The organism is Rhabdochromatium marinum, assembly GCF_016583795.1.
GTDB classification, from domain to species: Bacteria; Pseudomonadota; Gammaproteobacteria; order Chromatiales; family Chromatiaceae; genus Rhabdochromatium; species Rhabdochromatium marinum.
Map to the genome: position 1 here is coordinate 18,098 of NZ_NRRS01000012.1, position 16,188 is coordinate 34,285.

11 protein-coding genes and 4 tRNA genes are annotated in these 16,188 nt (G+C 58.9%); 14 read left to right on the forward strand and 1 reads right to left on the reverse strand.

Annotated features, from left to right (window positions below; translation table 11 throughout):
* Positions 1-127: 127 nt before the first annotated feature.
* Positions 128-1,720, forward strand: coding sequence for a methyl-accepting chemotaxis protein (locus CKO36_RS05605; protein ID WP_242469414.1), 1,593 nt, complete (start codon positions 128-130; stop codon positions 1,718-1,720).
* Here CKO36_RS05605 and CKO36_RS05610 read toward each other — a convergent pair whose 3' ends face one another.
* Complete coding sequence (locus tag CKO36_RS05610; protein ID WP_200281678.1) at positions 1,721-2,047, reverse strand: DMT family transporter; 327 nt, start codon at positions 2,045-2,047, stop codon at positions 1,721-1,723.
* Between the two features lie 181 nt (positions 2,048-2,228).
* Here CKO36_RS05610 and CKO36_RS05615 point away from each other — a divergent pair.
* From CKO36_RS05615 to rpoC, 13 genes are all read left to right on the forward strand, one after another.
* Positions 2,229-2,313, forward strand: a tRNA-Tyr gene (locus CKO36_RS05615).
* A gap of 45 nt (positions 2,314-2,358) precedes the next feature.
* Positions 2,359-2,433: transfer RNA gene (locus CKO36_RS05620), tRNA-Gly, on the forward strand.
* Positions 2,434-2,486: 53 nt separating this feature from the next.
* Positions 2,487-2,562: transfer RNA gene (locus tag CKO36_RS05625), tRNA-Thr, on the forward strand.
* Between the two features lie 86 nt (positions 2,563-2,648).
* Positions 2,649-3,839, forward strand: coding sequence for an elongation factor Tu (gene tuf, locus CKO36_RS05630; protein ID WP_200281681.1), 1,191 nt, complete (start codon positions 2,649-2,651; stop codon positions 3,837-3,839).
* Positions 3,840-3,858: 19 nt separating this feature from the next.
* Positions 3,859-3,934 (forward strand) — tRNA-Trp (locus tag CKO36_RS05635).
* Positions 3,935-3,965: 31 nt separating this feature from the next.
* Positions 3,966-4,343, forward strand: a complete 378-nt coding sequence (secE, locus tag CKO36_RS05640) for a preprotein translocase subunit SecE (RefSeq protein ID WP_200281684.1) — start codon at positions 3,966-3,968, stop codon at positions 4,341-4,343.
* Between the two features lie 4 nt (positions 4,344-4,347).
* Positions 4,348-4,881 carry a transcription termination/antitermination protein NusG gene (nusG, locus tag CKO36_RS05645; protein ID WP_200281687.1) on the forward strand — a complete coding sequence of 178 codons (534 nt, stop codon included), beginning with the start codon at positions 4,348-4,350 and terminating at the stop codon, positions 4,879-4,881.
* Positions 4,882-5,093: 212 nt separating this feature from the next.
* Complete coding sequence (rplK, locus tag CKO36_RS05650) at positions 5,094-5,528, forward strand: 50S ribosomal protein L11 (protein ID WP_200281690.1); 435 nt, start codon at positions 5,094-5,096, stop codon at positions 5,526-5,528.
* Positions 5,528-6,223: a 50S ribosomal protein L1 gene (gene rplA / locus CKO36_RS05655; protein WP_200281692.1), complete on the forward strand. Its 696-nt coding sequence runs from the start codon at positions 5,528-5,530 to the stop codon at positions 6,221-6,223. The genes rplK and rplA overlap by 1 nt, the downstream gene beginning before the upstream one ends.
* 244 nt (positions 6,224-6,467) lie before the next feature.
* Positions 6,468-6,995, forward strand: coding sequence for a 50S ribosomal protein L10 (gene rplJ / locus CKO36_RS05660; protein ID WP_200281695.1), 528 nt, complete (start codon positions 6,468-6,470; stop codon positions 6,993-6,995).
* Positions 6,996-7,070: 75 nt separating this feature from the next.
* Positions 7,071-7,451, forward strand: coding sequence for a 50S ribosomal protein L7/L12 (gene rplL / locus CKO36_RS05665; RefSeq protein WP_200281698.1), 381 nt, complete (start codon positions 7,071-7,073; stop codon positions 7,449-7,451).
* A gap of 140 nt (positions 7,452-7,591) precedes the next feature.
* Entirely contained in the window at positions 7,592-11,743 is a 4,152-nt protein-coding gene (rpoB, locus tag CKO36_RS05670; RefSeq protein ID WP_200281701.1) for a DNA-directed RNA polymerase subunit beta, read from the forward strand.
* Positions 11,744-11,851: 108 nt separating this feature from the next.
* Entirely contained in the window at positions 11,852-16,063 is a 4,212-nt protein-coding gene (rpoC, locus tag CKO36_RS05675) for a DNA-directed RNA polymerase subunit beta' (RefSeq protein WP_200281704.1), read from the forward strand.
* The last annotated feature ends 125 nt before the right edge of the window (positions 16,064-16,188 follow it).

The following is a 16,188-nucleotide window of genomic DNA, read 5'->3' on the forward strand; positions in this document are numbered from 1 at the left end:
AATAATGCTTAAATCCACTGAAATTCTATAGACTGGGGCGCTACCACAAGGGCTATTTGAATTGCATCAAGTTACATCGAAACTCCGTCTTGGGCTTCCCGCCAAACTGTTGATCGCCATGCTGGCGATGAATCTCGTTACAACCCTGGGCTTCACCAGCTATGCCTACCTGCGTCAAAAGCAGGCAATCATGCAGGGCATTGATCAGCGCTTGCTGGCCAGTGCTCAGGCGGTGCGTCTGCTGGCAGATGCGGTGCATGATCGCTTAACGCACGAGTCGGCCATTCCGCCTGCAACCTATCAGGCGTGGCTCGATGCGCTGTCGCGTTTCACTGAGCAGGCGAATCTGGAGTATCTTTACACGTTGGATCGGCACAATGGCGGGATCGGCTTCACGCTATCGAGTTACACAGCGGAAGAAGCGGCCGCTGGTGATTTCAATACGCTCTATGACCCCTATGCAGATCCCAGTGCGGGGCTGCTGGCGACCTTTGCCGATGGTCAGATGCACTTTGACGAATACACTGATGAATGGGGTCATTTTCGTTCGGTTTTTATCCCGGTTCGTACTTCCTCGGGGGCGAGCTATGTGATTGGCGCCGACATCGCCTTGGGTGACATTGCGGCACAGCTGCGCCGCACCTTGTTGGATTGTCTGTTCATGGCACTGGTGATCTTCAGTCTCGGGTTGGGGTTGTCTTGGTTGCTGATCCGCGCGCTCAAGCGTGAGGTGGCGGTCTTGGCGCATGCGGTGGATCGCATTGCTGACGGTGAGCTGGGGGTGTCGATTCCGTCCGGTGCTGATGATGAACTCGGACGCCTGGGCGCGGGTGTGCATCGGATGGCGCAGCAGCTCAACCGACTGATCGGCGAAGTGCAGCGCTCAACCCAGTGCTTCACCGGGGCGTCCGAGACGCTCACCACCCGTTCAACAGCCATGAGCGAACGTGCCGTGCGCGGAGCGCAGCACGTTGAACAAATACAGGATGCCAGTGCGGCGCTTCAGCAGGCCGCCACGGCCATCGCGCGTAACTGCGCCGAGGCCGTCGAGGGCACCACGCATGCCAGCCACACCGCTAACACCGGTGCGCAGGTGGTCCGCAAGGCGATGAGCGAGTTGCGCCAGATCGGCGTGCGGGTTAAGGGCTTGACGGAGGATACTAATGCGCTGGGGCAGGGCTCCCAGGAGATCGGCCAGATCGTGGAGACCATCGAGACCATCGCCCGTCAGACCAACTTACTGGCGCTCAATGCCGCCATCGAAGCGGCTCGCGCAGGTGAAGCGGGCCGAGGGTTCGCCGTGGTGGCCGGTGAAGTGCGAGCGCTGGCTGCACGTACGACCCAGGCCACGCATGACATCGGCGAGCGCATTGTCGGGGTGCAGCAGGAGGTTGAGCGCTTGGTCAGCAAAATGCACGTCAGCGCGGAGGAGGTCGATACAGGAACTGCCGAGGCTGAGTCGTCGTTGGCGGTGCTGACCCATATTCTGGAACAGATCGATGCCTTGAATGCCCAGGTCGAACAGATCGCCACAGCGGCCGAGCAGCAGACGGCCACCACTACGGAGGTCAATCACGCCTTGGAGCAGATCGCCGGGGCCGTGCAGTCCACCGTCCAGGGCGCACACAAGACGACCCTTGTTGCCGAAGATATCGCCGGGCACGCGGTTCATCTGCAAAGCGATTTGGCGCATTTTAAGCTGGTGCCGCCGGGCGATTGATCACTTGGGTGAAACCAGTTTCAACCCGATAATCCCCGCCACAATCAGCCCCACGAAGAAGAACCGCGCCATTGTGGCTGGCTCACGAAACAGCAGCAGCCCCAGCGCAAAGGCGCCCACCGCGCCAATGCCCGTCCAAACTGCATAGGCCGTGCCCATCGGGATGGTTTTCTGCGCTATCAGCAGCAGCGCGCCACTGGCGGTCATGCAGCCGATGGAAAACCCAATCCAGCCCCAGCGTACCCCGGTCTCGGTCAACCCGAGCTTAAGACCCACCGGCCAACCCCACTCAAAAAATCCCGCGAGCACCAAAGAAATCCAAGCCATGTGATGCGTGCCTGAGCAAATTAGGGAGTGCCCCGCTCTGCAGGGCAACGATTACTGATAAAATTGATTCTACTGCGTTTATTCTGATTTTGCCCTACTGATTCGGAGCGCTATTTTCGAATCAATGCTTTTTCGGGGTTGACTTCACTTTTGGAGGGCACTATACTGGCCAGCTTGATTTGGAGGGGTTCCCGAGCGGTCAAAGGGACCAGACTGTAAATCTGGCGGCTCAGCCTTCGGAGGTTCGAATCCTCCCCCCTCCACCATTCAGCGCTTAAACTCAACGGGTCGCGTGCCATCAGCAGCTTCGCGCGGGTGTAGTTCAACGGCTAGAACCTCAGCCTTCCAAGCTGATGATGTGGGTTCGATTCCCATCACCCGCTCCAAATCTAGAATGTTGACTGGGTTGAGATTTTAAGTTTGTTGTGTAAAGTTGTAGGCCCATGTAGCTCAGTTGGTAGAGCACACCCTTGGTAAGGGTGAGGTCACCGGTTCAACTCCGGTCATGGGCTCCATACCATGTATAGATCGGATTATTCAGGCTGATGCTTAAGGCAGGTGTCAGCGCCGTTTTTCATCTTGTGCTTGCGGGGGTTCAGCCATGTCCAAAGAAAAATTCGAACGCAAGAAGCCGCACGTCAATGTCGGCACCATTGGTCACGTAGACCATGGCAAGACCACCCTGACAGCGGCCATCACCGTCACCCAAGCCAAGAAATTCGGCGGTGAAGCCCGCGCCTACGACCAGATCGACAACGCGCCCGAAGAGCGCGAGCGCGGCATCACCATTGCCACCGCCCACGTCGAATACGAATCCGACAACCGCCACTACGCACACGTTGACTGCCCCGGCCATGCCGACTATGTCAAGAACATGATCACCGGTGCCGCGCAGATGGACGGCGCCATCCTGGTGGTCAGCGCTGCCGACGGCCCCATGCCCCAAACGCGCGAGCACATCCTCCTGTCGCGTCAGGTTGGCGTCCCCTACATCGTCGTCTACCTCAACAAAGCCGACATGGTTGACGACGCCGAACTGCTCGAACTGGTCGAAATGGAAGTGCGCGAACTGCTCGACAGCTACGACTTCCCCGGTGACGACACCCCCATTATCACCGGCTCCGCGCTCAAAGCCCTCGAAGGTGACGAGAGCGAAATCGGCACCCAAAGCATCGCCAAGCTGGTCGATGCGCTGGACAGCTACATTCCTGAGCCCGAGCGCGCAGTTGACGGCGCCTTCCTGATGCCCATCGAAGACGTCTTCTCCATCTCCGGTCGTGGCACCGTCGTCACCGGACGTGTCGAGCGCGGCATCGTCAAAGTTGGTGAAGAAGTCGCCATCGTCGGCATCAAAGAGACCGTCAAGACCACCTGCACCGGCGTGGAAATGTTCCGCAAGCTGCTCGACCAAGGGCAAGCCGGCGACAACATCGGCGCCCTGCTGCGTGGCACCAAACGCGACGACGTCGAGCGTGGTCAAGTGTTGGCCAAGCCTGGCAGCATCACCCCGCACACCCACTTCGAAGCTGAAGTCTATGTGCTGAGCAAGGAAGAGGGCGGGCGTCACACCCCCTTCTTCAACGGCTACCGCCCGCAGTTCTACTTCCGCACTACTGATGTCACCGGTGCCTGCGAACTGCCCGAAGGTATCGAAATGGTCATGCCCGGCGACAACGTCAAAATGGTTATCAAACTGATTGCACCCATCGCCATGGAAGACGGCCTGCGTTTTGCGGTGCGAGAAGGTGGTCGCACCGTTGGTGCCGGCGTAGTCTCGAAGATCATCGAGTAATACACGCCATATAAAATTTAGGCCAGTAGCTCAATTGGCAGAGCAGCGGTCTCCAAAACCGCAGGTTGGGGGTTCGAGTCCCTCCTGGCCTGCCATACAAGTGCGCCCCTGAGCGCTTCGATTGACATGAATGCACGAGCCGAGACAGGCGCGTCCAAAACGGATACGCTGAAGCTCGCAGCGGCGGTTGCCATTCTGGTAGCCGGCCTGTGGGGCTTCTATTTTTTCGCGAATTTCTCCCTTTTGCTGCGCGTGATTGTGCTGCTGGCCATTGCGGCCGGAGCAGTGGCTGTTGCGCTCACCACTGGGCCAGGTCGCACGCTGTGGCGTTTCGCATCAGACTCGCGCATGGAAGTGCGGCGTGTGGTGTGGCCAACTCGGCAGGAAACCATACAAACGACGCTGGTCGTGATGGTGATGGTGCTGATTCTTGGCATCCTTCTGTGGCTGTTTGATACCCTGCTGATGACAATTTTGCGTCTGCTTACCGGACACGGAGGCTGATGCAATGGCCATGCGCTGGTATGTAATTCATGCCTTCTCCGGGTTTGAGGCACAGGTGCGCCGCTCGCTCTTTGATCGAATCAAGCGGGATGGCAAGGAAGAATTTTTCGGCGAAATTTTGGTGCCGACAGAAGAAGTCATCGAGATTCGCGGGGGGCAGCAGCGCAAGAGTGAGCGCAAATTCTTCCCAGGCTATGTGCTCATCCAGATGGAAATGACCGATGAGACTTGGCATCTGGTTAAGGATGTGCCCAAGGTGATGGGGTTCATCGGTGGCCAGGGGGATCGCCCGGCGCCCATTCCGGACTCCCAGGCCGAAGCCATCCTGCAGCGCGTACAGGAAGGGGTCGAAAAACCCCGGCCCAAGGTGCTCTATGAGCCCGGCGAAGTCGTCCGGGTGATTGATGGACCCTTTACAGACTTCAACGGTGTAGTCGAGGAAGTTGACTACGAAAAAAGTCGCGTCAAGGTGTCGGTGCTGATCTTCGGTCGCTCAACACCTGTCGATCTGGAATTCGCTCAGATCGAAAAAGGCTAAGTTTCCTCATCGTGGGTTTGTTGTTGGCCGGGGCGACCTGGCTTGTTCTGTCTTTGTCATCCCAAGTCGAAACCACCAAACGAGTTCAGGATTGATGGGCCGGAGTCTTTCGGTCTGTCAATGAAACCGGCGCCGCTCGGTCATAGCTGCGGCGCAGCAGCGGGGAGCCGATCTGTTGGTCGGCGTTTGCACCCATCAGGAGTGAAGTCAGTATGGCAAAAAAGATTTCTGCCTACATTAAGCTACAGGTGAAGGCGGGCGAGGCGAATCCCAGCCCCCCGGTTGGCCCAGCACTGGGTCAGCATGGTGTCAACATCATGGAGTTCTGCAAGGCGTTTAATGCCAAGACGCAGGAGCTCGAAAAGGGTCTGCCAACTCCGGTTGTGATTACCGTTTACAGTGATCGCAGCTTTACCTTTATCACCAAAACGCCACCGGCATCGATTCTGCTCAAAAAAGCCGCTGGGATTGCCAAAGGCAGCCCGGTGCCAAATCTGAATAAGGTCGGTACCGTTACTCGGGCGCAGCTTGAGGAAATTGCCAACACCAAGATGCCTGATCTGAATGCCGCTGATCTTGATGCAGCGGTGCGCACCATTGCTGGTAGCGCCAGAGCCATGGGTCTGAATGTGGAGGGACTTGAGTAATGGCCAAGTTATCCAAGCGCGCACGGGCGATTAACGAGAAGGTTGATGCAGGGCGTGTCTATATGGCAGAAGAAGCCTTCACGCTGCTGAAGGAAGTTTCCACCGTCAAGTTCCTCGAAAACATTGATGTGTCGGTCAATCTTGGCATTGATCCACGCAAATCCGATCAGGTGGTACGTGGCTCGGCGCTGCTGCCGCATGGCATCGGCAAGGTGGTGCGGGTGGCCGTCTTTGCTCAGGGCGCGAACGCGGAGGCCGCGACTGCTGCTGGTGCGGATCGGGTTGGCATGGACGACTTGGCCGAGGACATGAAAGCGGGCAATCTTGACTATGATGTCGTGATCGCTTCGCCCGATGCCATGCGAGTCGTGGGTCAGCTCGGTAAGCTGCTCGGACCACGCGGGCTGATGCCGAATCCCAAGGTGGGCACCGTAACGCCGAATGTGACCGAGGCGGTCGAGAACGCCAAGGCCGGTCAGGTGCGCTTCCGGGCTGACAAGGGCGGCATTATTCATTGCTCGCTCGGCAAGATGGATTTTGAGCCGGTCAAGCTCAGGGAAAACCTGGAGGCTTTGCTGACTAATCTGATGAAAATCAAGCCAAGTGCTGCCAAGGGCATTTATATGAAAAAGGTCACCGTCTCCTCCACCATGGGGCCGGGTTTGACCATTGATCACAGTGCTTTGAGTTTCTGATACAAGACTTTGGGGCACCGGCTCGCTTGGCGGGCCGGCGGCTGTCAAAGACCGCAGGTGTTCGTGATTGCTGCGAACTTAAACCTTATGCCTGCGCAGACGGTGTGCTGGACTCCGCGAGGATGCCGGTGACGGTGCACCAACAACCTGGAAACCGAGCGCCTGCATGGACGTGTGCAATCGGTTCAAAGCTCGGGTGAACATCAATCAACGAATGTTCATTCGATCCTTAAGGAGGTAACGAGTGGCGCTCACTTACGCCCAGAAAGAAAAGGTCGTTGCCGAAGTCGCGGAAGTCGCGAAAACTGCCTATTCGGCGATAGGCGCCGAGTATCGGGGCTTGACGGTCGAGCAAATGACCGCTCTGCGTGTTGAAGCGCGCAAGGCGGGCGTTTATGTGCGGGTCGTCAAGAATACGCTCGCCAAACGAGCGCTGGCCGATACCGAGTTTGCCTGTATGAATGACGCTCTGAGCGGTCCCCTGGTGCTGGCGTTTGGCCAGGAAGATCCAGGCTCCGTGGCGCGTATTGCCGAGGCCTTCGCGAAACAGCATGACAAGTTTCAGGTGAAGCTGATTGCCATCTCCGGCAAGCTGCTTGATCCTGCGCAGCTGTCAGCACTGGCCAAGATGCCGACCTACGACGAGGCGATCAGCCAGTTGATGGCCGTCATGAAGGCGCCGGTGCAGAAACTCGCGGCAACGATGAACGAGGTGCCCGGCAAGCTGGTACGCACCTTGGCGGCGGTGCGCGACGCCAAAGAATCCGCCTGAGGATTGATATTCCCAGGCGTTGGCACTTAGTGCGACGCGGACTGATCGATTTCCCCTATTTGCAGGAGAGCCCAGATGGCTTTATCGAACGAAGAAATCCTTGAAGCCATTGCCGAAAAGTCGGTGATGGAAGTGGTTGATCTGATTGAGAAGATGGAAGAAAAATTCGGCGTCACCGCCGCAGCTGCAGTCGCAGCGGCGCCGGCGGCCGGTGGTGGAGCCGATGCGGCACAGGCTGAGGAAAAGACCGAATTTGACGTAGTCATGACCTCCTTTGGCTCCAACAAGGTTGGCGTCATCAAGGTGGTGCGTGGCATCACTGGCCTGGGTCTGAAGGAAGCCAAGGATGCGGTCGAAGGCGCGCCAACGACCTTGAAAGAAGGCGTGTCCAAGGACGAGGCCGAAGAGGCCAAGAAGCAGCTTGAAGAGGCTGGCGCTACTGTCGAGATTAAATAAGCGCGCGGCTTTAGCTCGCGCACCAGCGCAGCCTGAGGCTGGTGGCATTTCGCCACCGGCCTTTTGCCGTTTGCCCATTTAAGCATCGGCAGACAGATCACTATACCCAATCGGCTGAGTGAAACCAGAGGGAAGGCAGCATGGCCTACATGTTCACTGAAAAGAAGCGCATTCGCAAAGATTTCGGCAAACGGCCGATCATCCTGGATGTGCCCTTTTTGCTCGCGACTCAGATCGAATCCTATCGAGATTTCCTACAAATCGACAAGGGGCCGGATGAGCGCGCGGATGTCGGCTTGCATGCCGCGTTTCGCTCGGTGCTGCCGATCGAGAGCTACTCGGGCAATGCAGTCCTGGAATATGTGCGCTATCGCCTTGGTGAGCCGGCCTTTGATGTGCGCGAGTGCCATCTGCGCGGTGCCACCTTTGCCGCGCCGCTGCGCGTGCTGCTGCGCCTGGTGATCTACGATAAGGACGCCCCGGCAGGGACCAAGGTGGTTAAGGACATCAAGGAGCAGGAAGTCTATATGGGCGACCTGCCGCTGATGACCGAAACCGGCACCTTTATCATCAATGGCACCGAGCGAGTCATTGTTTCCCAGCTGCATCGCTCGCCTGGGGTGTTTTTCGATCACGACAAGGGCAAGACCCATTCCTCCGGCAAGCTGCTGTTCTCGGCGCGGGTGATTCCCTATCGCGGCTCCTGGCTGGATTTTGAGTTCGATCCCAAGGATAACGTCTTTGTGCGCATCGACCGGCGGCGCAAGTTGCCGGCGACCGTGCTGTTGCGCGCGCTCGGGTATAACACCGACGATATTCTGGGGCTGTTTTTCCAGACCGATCGCTTTCACCTGGGCGACGAGGTCGAGTTCGATCTGGTGCCGGAGCGGCTGCGGGGTGAGACGGTCAATTTTGAGGTCAAGATCGGCGATCAGGTGCTGGTCGAGCCGGGACGCCGGGTGACCGCGAAACATATTCGCGAGTTGCAAAAGGCCGGCGTCGAGCGCCTGACGGTGCCGGAGGAATTTCTTATTGGTCGCACCCTGGCGCATACCCAGGTCGATGCCGATACCGGCGAAATCGTCGCCGAAGCCAATGCGGAAATCACCCCCGAGTTGCTGGAGCAGTTGCGCGAGCAGGGGATTACCGAGCTTGAAACCCTGTTTGTGAATGACCTGGATCAGGGCGCCTACATTTCCGAGACGCTGCGCATTGATACTACGCGCACCGATCTGGAGGCCCAGGTCGAAATCTATCGCATGATGCGTCCCGGCGAGCCACCGACCAAGGAAGCGGCGCAGAATCTGTTCCATAATCTGTTTTTTACCCCCGACCGCTATGATCTTTCGGCGGTCGGGCGCATGAAGTTCAACCGCCGTCTCGGGCGCGAGGAAACCGAAGGGGCTGGGGTGCTCTACGATGGTCGCTACTTCGCTGACCGTGAAGATGCCTTTGCCAAGCAACTGCGTGAGGAGCATGGCGACAGCTCCGACATCGTCGATGCCCTGCGCGTGCTGGTGGAATTGCGCAATGGCCGGGGCACGGTCGATGACATCGACCATTTGGGCAATCGCCGCATTCGCTGCGTCGGCGAGATGGCTGAGAACCAGTTCCGGGTAGGTCTGGTGCGCGTGGAGCGCGCGGTCAAGGAGCGCCTGTCGCTGGCCGAATCCGAGGGGCTGATGCCGCAGGAGCTGATCAATGCCAAGCCGGTGTCGGCGGCGATTAAGGAATTCTTTGGCTCCAGTCAGCTGTCGCAGTTCATGGACCAGAACAACCCGCTTTCGGAAGTGACGCATAAGCGGCGCGTCTCGGCCTTGGGACCAGGCGGTCTGGCGCGGGAGCGCGCGGGCTTTGAGGTGCGCGATGTGCATCCCACCCACTATGGCCGCGTTTGTCCGATTGAAACCCCGGAAGGGCCGAACATCGGCCTGATCAATTCGCTGGCCGTCTATGCCCGCACCAATTCCTATGGCTTTTTGGAGACGCCCTACCGCAAGGTCGAAGGCGGGCTGGTGACCGATCAAATCGATCATCTCTCGGCCATCGAAGAGGGCCATTATGTCATTGCGCAGGCCAACGCAACCTTAAACGAAGACGGTCATCTGACCGATGCGTTGGTGTCCTGCCGCCACATGAACGAGTTCACCATGAAGGCGCCCGAGGAAGTCCAATACATGGACGTGTCCCCGCGCCAGATTGTGTCGGTGGCGGCCTCGCTGATTCCCTTCCTGGAGCACGACGATGCCAACCGCGCCCTGATGGGCTCGAACATGCAGCGCCAGGCAGTGCCCACGCTGCGCGCCGAGAAACCGCTGGTCGGTACTGGCATGGAGCGTGTGGTGGCCAAGGACTCCGGCGTGGTGGTCTGGGCGCGGCGCGGTGGTGTGGTGGATTCCGTCGATGCGGCGCGCATTGTGGTGCGGGTCAATGACGATGAGACCGAGGCCGGCGAGCCGGGTGTCGATATTTACAACCTCACCAAGTACACCCGCTCCAATCAAAATACCTGCATCAATCAGCGCCCGCTGGTGCGTCCCGGCAACTTGGTGGTGCGTGGCGATGTGCTCGCCGATGGCCCCTCAACCGATCTGGGCGAACTGGCGCTGGGACAGAACCTGCGTGTGGCCTTCATGCCCTGGAATGGCTACAACTTCGAGGATTCCATTCTGATCTCCGAGCGGGTGGTGCAGGAAGAACGTTTTACCAGCATTCACATCGAGGAACTGACCTGTCTGGCGCGTGACACCAAGCTCGGTCCTGAGGAAATCAGCAGCGACATCCCCAATGTGGGCGAGGCCGCGCTGGCCAAGCTTGATGAATCCGGCATTGTCTATATCGGTGCCGAGGTGCGCGATGGTGACATTCTGGTCGGCAAGGTGACGCCGAAAGGCGAAACCCAGTTGACCCCGGAGGAAAAACTGCTGCGCGCCATCTTTGGTGAGAAAGCTTCTGATGTGAAAGACACCTCGCAGCGCCTGCCCTCGGGCATGGCCGGTACTGTGGTTGATGTGCAGGTGTTCACCCGCGATGGCGTCGAGAAGGATCAGCGGGCGCTGGAAATCGAGGAAATGGAACTCGAACGGGTGCGCAAGGATCTGGATGATCAGTTGCGCATCATGGAGAAAGACACCTTCAACCGTATTGAGAAAATACTCATCGGTAAGGTCGCTGACGGCGGCCCGGGCGGACTCAAGGCGGGCACCAAAATTACCAAAAGCTATCTGGCCGAGATCACCACGGGTGACAAGCGCGACAAGTGGCTGGAGATTCGGCTGCGCAACGAAGAGGGCGCCAGTCAGCTTGAAGCCGTCGCCAAGCAAATCAAAGAGCAGCGTGAGGCCTTCCGCGAGCGCTTTGAGGTCAAAAAGCAGAAGATCACCCAGGGCGATGATTTGGCCCCCGGCGTGCTGAAGATGGTCAAGGTCTATGTGGCGGTGAAGCGCCGCATTCAGCCCGGCGACAAAATGGCCGGACGCCACGGCAACAAGGGCGTCATCTCGCGCGTGGTTCCGGTGGAGGATATGCCGTTCAGCGCTGATGGCGAGCCGGTGGATATTGTGCTCAATCCGCTCGGCGTGCCCTCGCGCATGAATGTCGGGCAGGTGCTGGAGACCCATCTGGGCTGGGCCGCCAAAGGTTTGGGGCATCGCATCAATGCCATGCTCCAGGCGCAGGTGGGCATTGCTGAGCTGCGCGAGTTTCTCGATCAGGTGTACAACACCAGTGGCCGCAAGGAACAGCTGGATTCACTCTCGGATGAGGAAATTCTTGAACTGGCCGGTCATCTGCGTGGTGGGGTGCCTCTGGCGACGCCGGTGTTCGATGGTGCCGAGGAAGAGGAAATCCGTGCCATGCTGCGTCTGGCCGGACTGTCCGAGACTGGGCAGACCCAGTTGTTTGATGGGCGCACCGGCGATGCCTTTGAACGCCCGGTCACCGTGGGCTATATGTACATGCTGAAATTGAACCATTTGGTCGATGATAAGATGCACGCCCGCTCAACCGGCCCCTACAGCCTGGTCACTCAGCAGCCACTCGGCGGCAAGGCGCAGTTTGGCGGCCAGCGCTTCGGTGAGATGGAGGTCTGGGCGCTGGAAGCCTACGGCGCCGCCTACACCCTGCAGGAGATGCTGACGGTGAAGTCGGATGATGTGAATGGCCGCACCAAGATGTATAAAAACGTCGTCGATGGCGATCATCGCATGGAAGCCGGCATGCCCGAGTCCTTCAACGTATTGGTGAAGGAAATCCGCTCGCTGGCTATCAATATCGAACTCGAGCAGGACTGATGCGCCTCCGGGGCGCCACTGAAGATGTCCAAGAACTCGCGCTCCGGGCCGGTGTCCCAGTGACCCGTCCCGGAGGCGGCCGGATTTACGCATTCAGGAGGTAAGATCTTGAAAGATCTACTGAGAGTCATCAAACAGCAAGGTCAGGCGCTGGAGTTCGACGCCATTAAGATCGGTTTGGCCTCGCCGGACATGATCCGCTCTTGGTCGTTCGGCGAGGTCAAAAAGCCGGAGACCATCAATTACCGCACCTTCAAGCCCGAGCGCGAAGGCTTGTTTTGCGCCAAGATTTTTGGCCCAATCAGCGATTACGAGTGCCTGTGCGGCAAGTACAAGCGTCTCAAGCATCGCGGTGTGGTGTGCGAGAAGTGTGGTGTGGAGGTCACGCTTGCCAAGGTGCGCCGCGAGCGCATGGGCCATATCGACCTAGCCAGCCCAGTCGCGCACATCTGGTTTCTCAAGTCGCTGCCCTCGCGGATTGGTTTGCTGCTTGATATGACCCTGCGCGACATCGAGCGGGTGCTCTATTTCGAATCCTTCGTGGTCATTGACCCCGGCATGACGGATTTATCCCGTCATCAACTGCTGACAGATGAAGAGTACCTGGAAGCGCTGGAAGCCAATGGCGATGAGTTCGACGCGCGCATGGGCGCCGAGGCGGTCTACGAGCTGCTGCGCACCATTGATCTGGACGCGGAAGTGCGGCTGATGCGCGAGGAGATGGATTCGACCAACTCCGAGACCAAAATCAAGAAGCTGACCAAGCGTCTGAAGCTGATCGAATCGCTGAAGACCTCGGGCAATCGCCCTGAGTGGATGATTCTGAAGGTGCTGCCGGTGCTGCCACCCGAGTTGCGCCCGCTGGTGCCGCTCGATGGTGGTCGCTTTGCGACCTCCGATCTCAACGATCTGTATCGACGCGTCATCAACCGCAATAATCGTCTCAAGCGACTGCTGGATCTGATCGCGCCTGACATCATCGTGCGCAACGAAAAGCGCATGCTCCAGGAGTCGGTCGATGCGCTGCTCGACAACGGTCGCCGCGGGCGGGCTATTACCGGCACCAACAAGCGCCCGTTGAAGTCGCTGGCTGACATGATCAAGGGTAAGCAGGGACGTTTCCGCCAGAACTTGCTCGGCAAGCGTGTCGATTATTCCGGGCGCTCGGTGATCGTGGTTGGCCCGACACTCAAGCTGCATCAATGCGGCCTGCCCAAGCTGATGGCGCTGGAGCTGTTCAAGCCGTTCATTTTCAGCAAGCTGCAACTGCGCGGGCTGGCGGCCACCATTAAGGCGGCTAAGAAAATGGTCGAGCGTGGCACTCCCGAGGTGTGGGATATCCTTGAGGAAGTCATCCGCCAGCACCCAGTGATGCTCAACCGCGCCCCGACCCTGCACCGCCTGGGCATTCAGGCTTTTGAGCCGGTGCTGATCGAGGGCAAGGCGATTCAGCTGCATCCGCTGGTCTGTACCGCTTTCAATGCCGACTTCGACGGCGACCAGATGGCGGTGCATGTGCCCCTGTCGCTGGAGGCCCAGCTCGAAGCGCGCGCGCTTATGATGGCCTCGAACAACATTCTCTCCCCGGCCAATGGCGAGCCCATCATTGTGCCCTCACAGGACGTGGTGCTGGGGCTCTACTACATGACCCGCGATCGGATCAACGCTAAGGGCGAAGGGCTTAAGCTGGTTGATTTGGCCGAAGCACGCCGCGCCTATGAAACCGGCCAGGCTGACCTGCATGCGCGGGTCAAGGTGCGGATTCGCGAGGTGATCCGCGAGGCCGATGGCCGTTCGCAGGAAATTACCCAGGTGCGGGACACTACGGTCGGTCGCGCACTGGTGTGGGAAATTGTGCCCGAGGGGCTGCCCTTTGCGTTGGTCAATCAGCCGCTAGGCAAAAAGCAGATTTCGCGCTTGATCAACCGCTGCTATCGGGTGCTGGGCCTGAAGGACACGGTCGTCTTTGCTGACCAGATTATGTATCTCGGTTTTCGCATGGCCACCCGTGCCGGGGTGTCGATCGGGCTGGAAGACATGGAAGTGCCGGAGGAGAAAGCCGAAATCCTCTCCTCAGCCGAGATCCAGGTGAAGGAGATCGAGGATCAATACGCCTCGGGTCTGGTCACCAATGGCGAGCGCTATAACAAGGTGGTTGATATCTGGTCGCACACCAACGAGCAGGTGGCCAAGTCGATGATGCGCAAGCTCGGCAAGGACAAGGTGGTCGATGCCGAGGGCAAGCCCGCTGAGCAGGATTCGTTCAATTCCATCTATATGATGGCCGACTCCGGCGCCCGTGGTTCGGCGGCGCAGATTCGTCAGCTCGCCGGTATGCGTGGTCTGATGGCCAAGCCGGATGGCTCCATTATCGAAACGCCCATCACCGCGAACTTCCGTGAGGGCCTGAACGTCATCCAGTACTTCATCTCCACCCATGGCGCACGTAAGGGATTGGCGGACACCGCGCTCAAAACCGCTAATTCCGGGTATCTGACCCGGCGGCTGGTTGACGTGGCTCAGGACATGGTGGTACTGGAGGAAGACTGCGGCACCGAGAAGGGGCTGCACATGACGCCGATCATTGAGGGCGGCGATGTGGTCGAGCCGCTGCGCGAGCGAATTCTTGGGCGTGTGGCGGCGGCCGATGTGCTTAAAACCGGCAGCGACGAGGTGTTGTGCCCAGCCGGTACCCTGCTGGATGAAGGCTGGGTAGATCGCCTTGATGCTGAAGGTATCGATCAGGTGCTGGTGCGTTCACCCATCACCTGCGAGGCGCGCATCGGGGTTTGTGCTCAGTGCTATGGTCGCGATCTGGCGCGTGGTCATCGCGTCAATCAGGGCGAGGCGGTTGGTGTCATCGCCGCCCAGTCGATCGGTGAGCCGGGCACCCAGTTGACCATGCGCACCTTCCATATCGGTGGTGCCGCCTCGCGTGCGGCGGCGGTCAGCGCGGTGCAGGTCAAATCGGCCGGTTCGATTCGTCTGCACAACATCAAGACGGTCGAGCATCACAGTGGCAACCTAGTGGCCGTGTCGCGCTCGGGTGAGTTGACGGTGCTTGATGCCAAGGGGTTGGAGAGGGAACGCTATAAGATTCCCTATGGCGCCACGGTGCGCGTCAATGATGGTGACGAAGTCGAAGGCGGCCAGACGGTGGCGACCTGGGATCCGCATACCCACCCGGTGGTGACCGAAGTGGCCGGGCGCTTGAGGTTCGAAGACTTCATTGATGGCGTCACTGTGCAGTCACAAGTCGATGAGCAGACTGGTCTGACCTCCATGGTGGTGCTGGATCCCAAGCAGCGCCCGGCGGCCGGCAAGGATCTGCGGCCTATGGTGATGCTGCTCAGTGAGTCGGGTGATGAACTCAAGATTGCCGGCACCGATCTGCCCGCGCGCTACTACCTGCCTGCGGGGGCCATTGTTAATGTGACTGATGGCGCCGATGTCGCGGTGGGCGATATTCTTGCGCGTATTCCGCAGGAGTCTTCCAAGACGCGTGATATTACTGGCGGTCTGCCGCGCGTGGCGGATCTGTTTGAGGCGCGCAAGCCCAAGGATCAGGCGCTGATGGCCGAAGCGACAGGTACTGTCAGCTTTGGCAAGGACACCAAGGGCAAGCAGCGTCTGGTGATTACCACCGATGATGGCGATACGGTCGAGGAACTCATTCCCAAGTGGCGGCATGTCAACGTCTTTGAAGGGGAGCGCGTCGAGAAGGGCGAAATCATCTCCGAGGGCGAACTGAATTCCCATGACATTCTGCGGCTCAAGGGCGTGACGGCTCTGGCTGAATATCTGGTGAAGGAAATTCAGGATGTGTATCGACTTCAGGGTGTGAAGATCAATGATAAGCACATTGAGGTGATCGTGCGGCAGATGCTGCGCAAGGTTAATATCCTTAATGCCGGCGATACCCGCTTGCTGCGCGGCGAGCAGGTCGATTATGCCACCCTGGCGGCGGAAAACGCGCGTGCCGAGGAGGATGGCAAGCATCCGGCGCTGTGGGAACCGCTGTTGCTCGGCATTACTAAGGCGTCACTGGCGACTGAGTCCTTTATTTCGGCGGCTTCCTTCCAGGAGACCACCCGGGTGTTGACGGAAGCGGCGGTGCGCGGTTCCAACGACAGCCTAACCGGGCTGAAGGAAAATGTCATCGTCGGACGTCTGGTGCCAGCGGGTACCGGTTTGGCGTATCATAAGGAGCGTCGGCTCAAGCGGGCCGCCGAGCTGACGGATGCCGAGCGCCAGGAAGGCGCTAACGAGAAACTTGAGCAGCGCCTGAAAGACGAGCTCAAGGCCTCAGCGGGTGACTGATCCGCGTCTCCGTCAGGTGTCGGACAGGTCTGGTCATCGGAGCTTAACTTAATAGTTGACAAGCTCCGAAATCGACCTTATACTTCCGCGTCTTAGTTGGCCGGCATTCATGCCGGCTTGCTTAT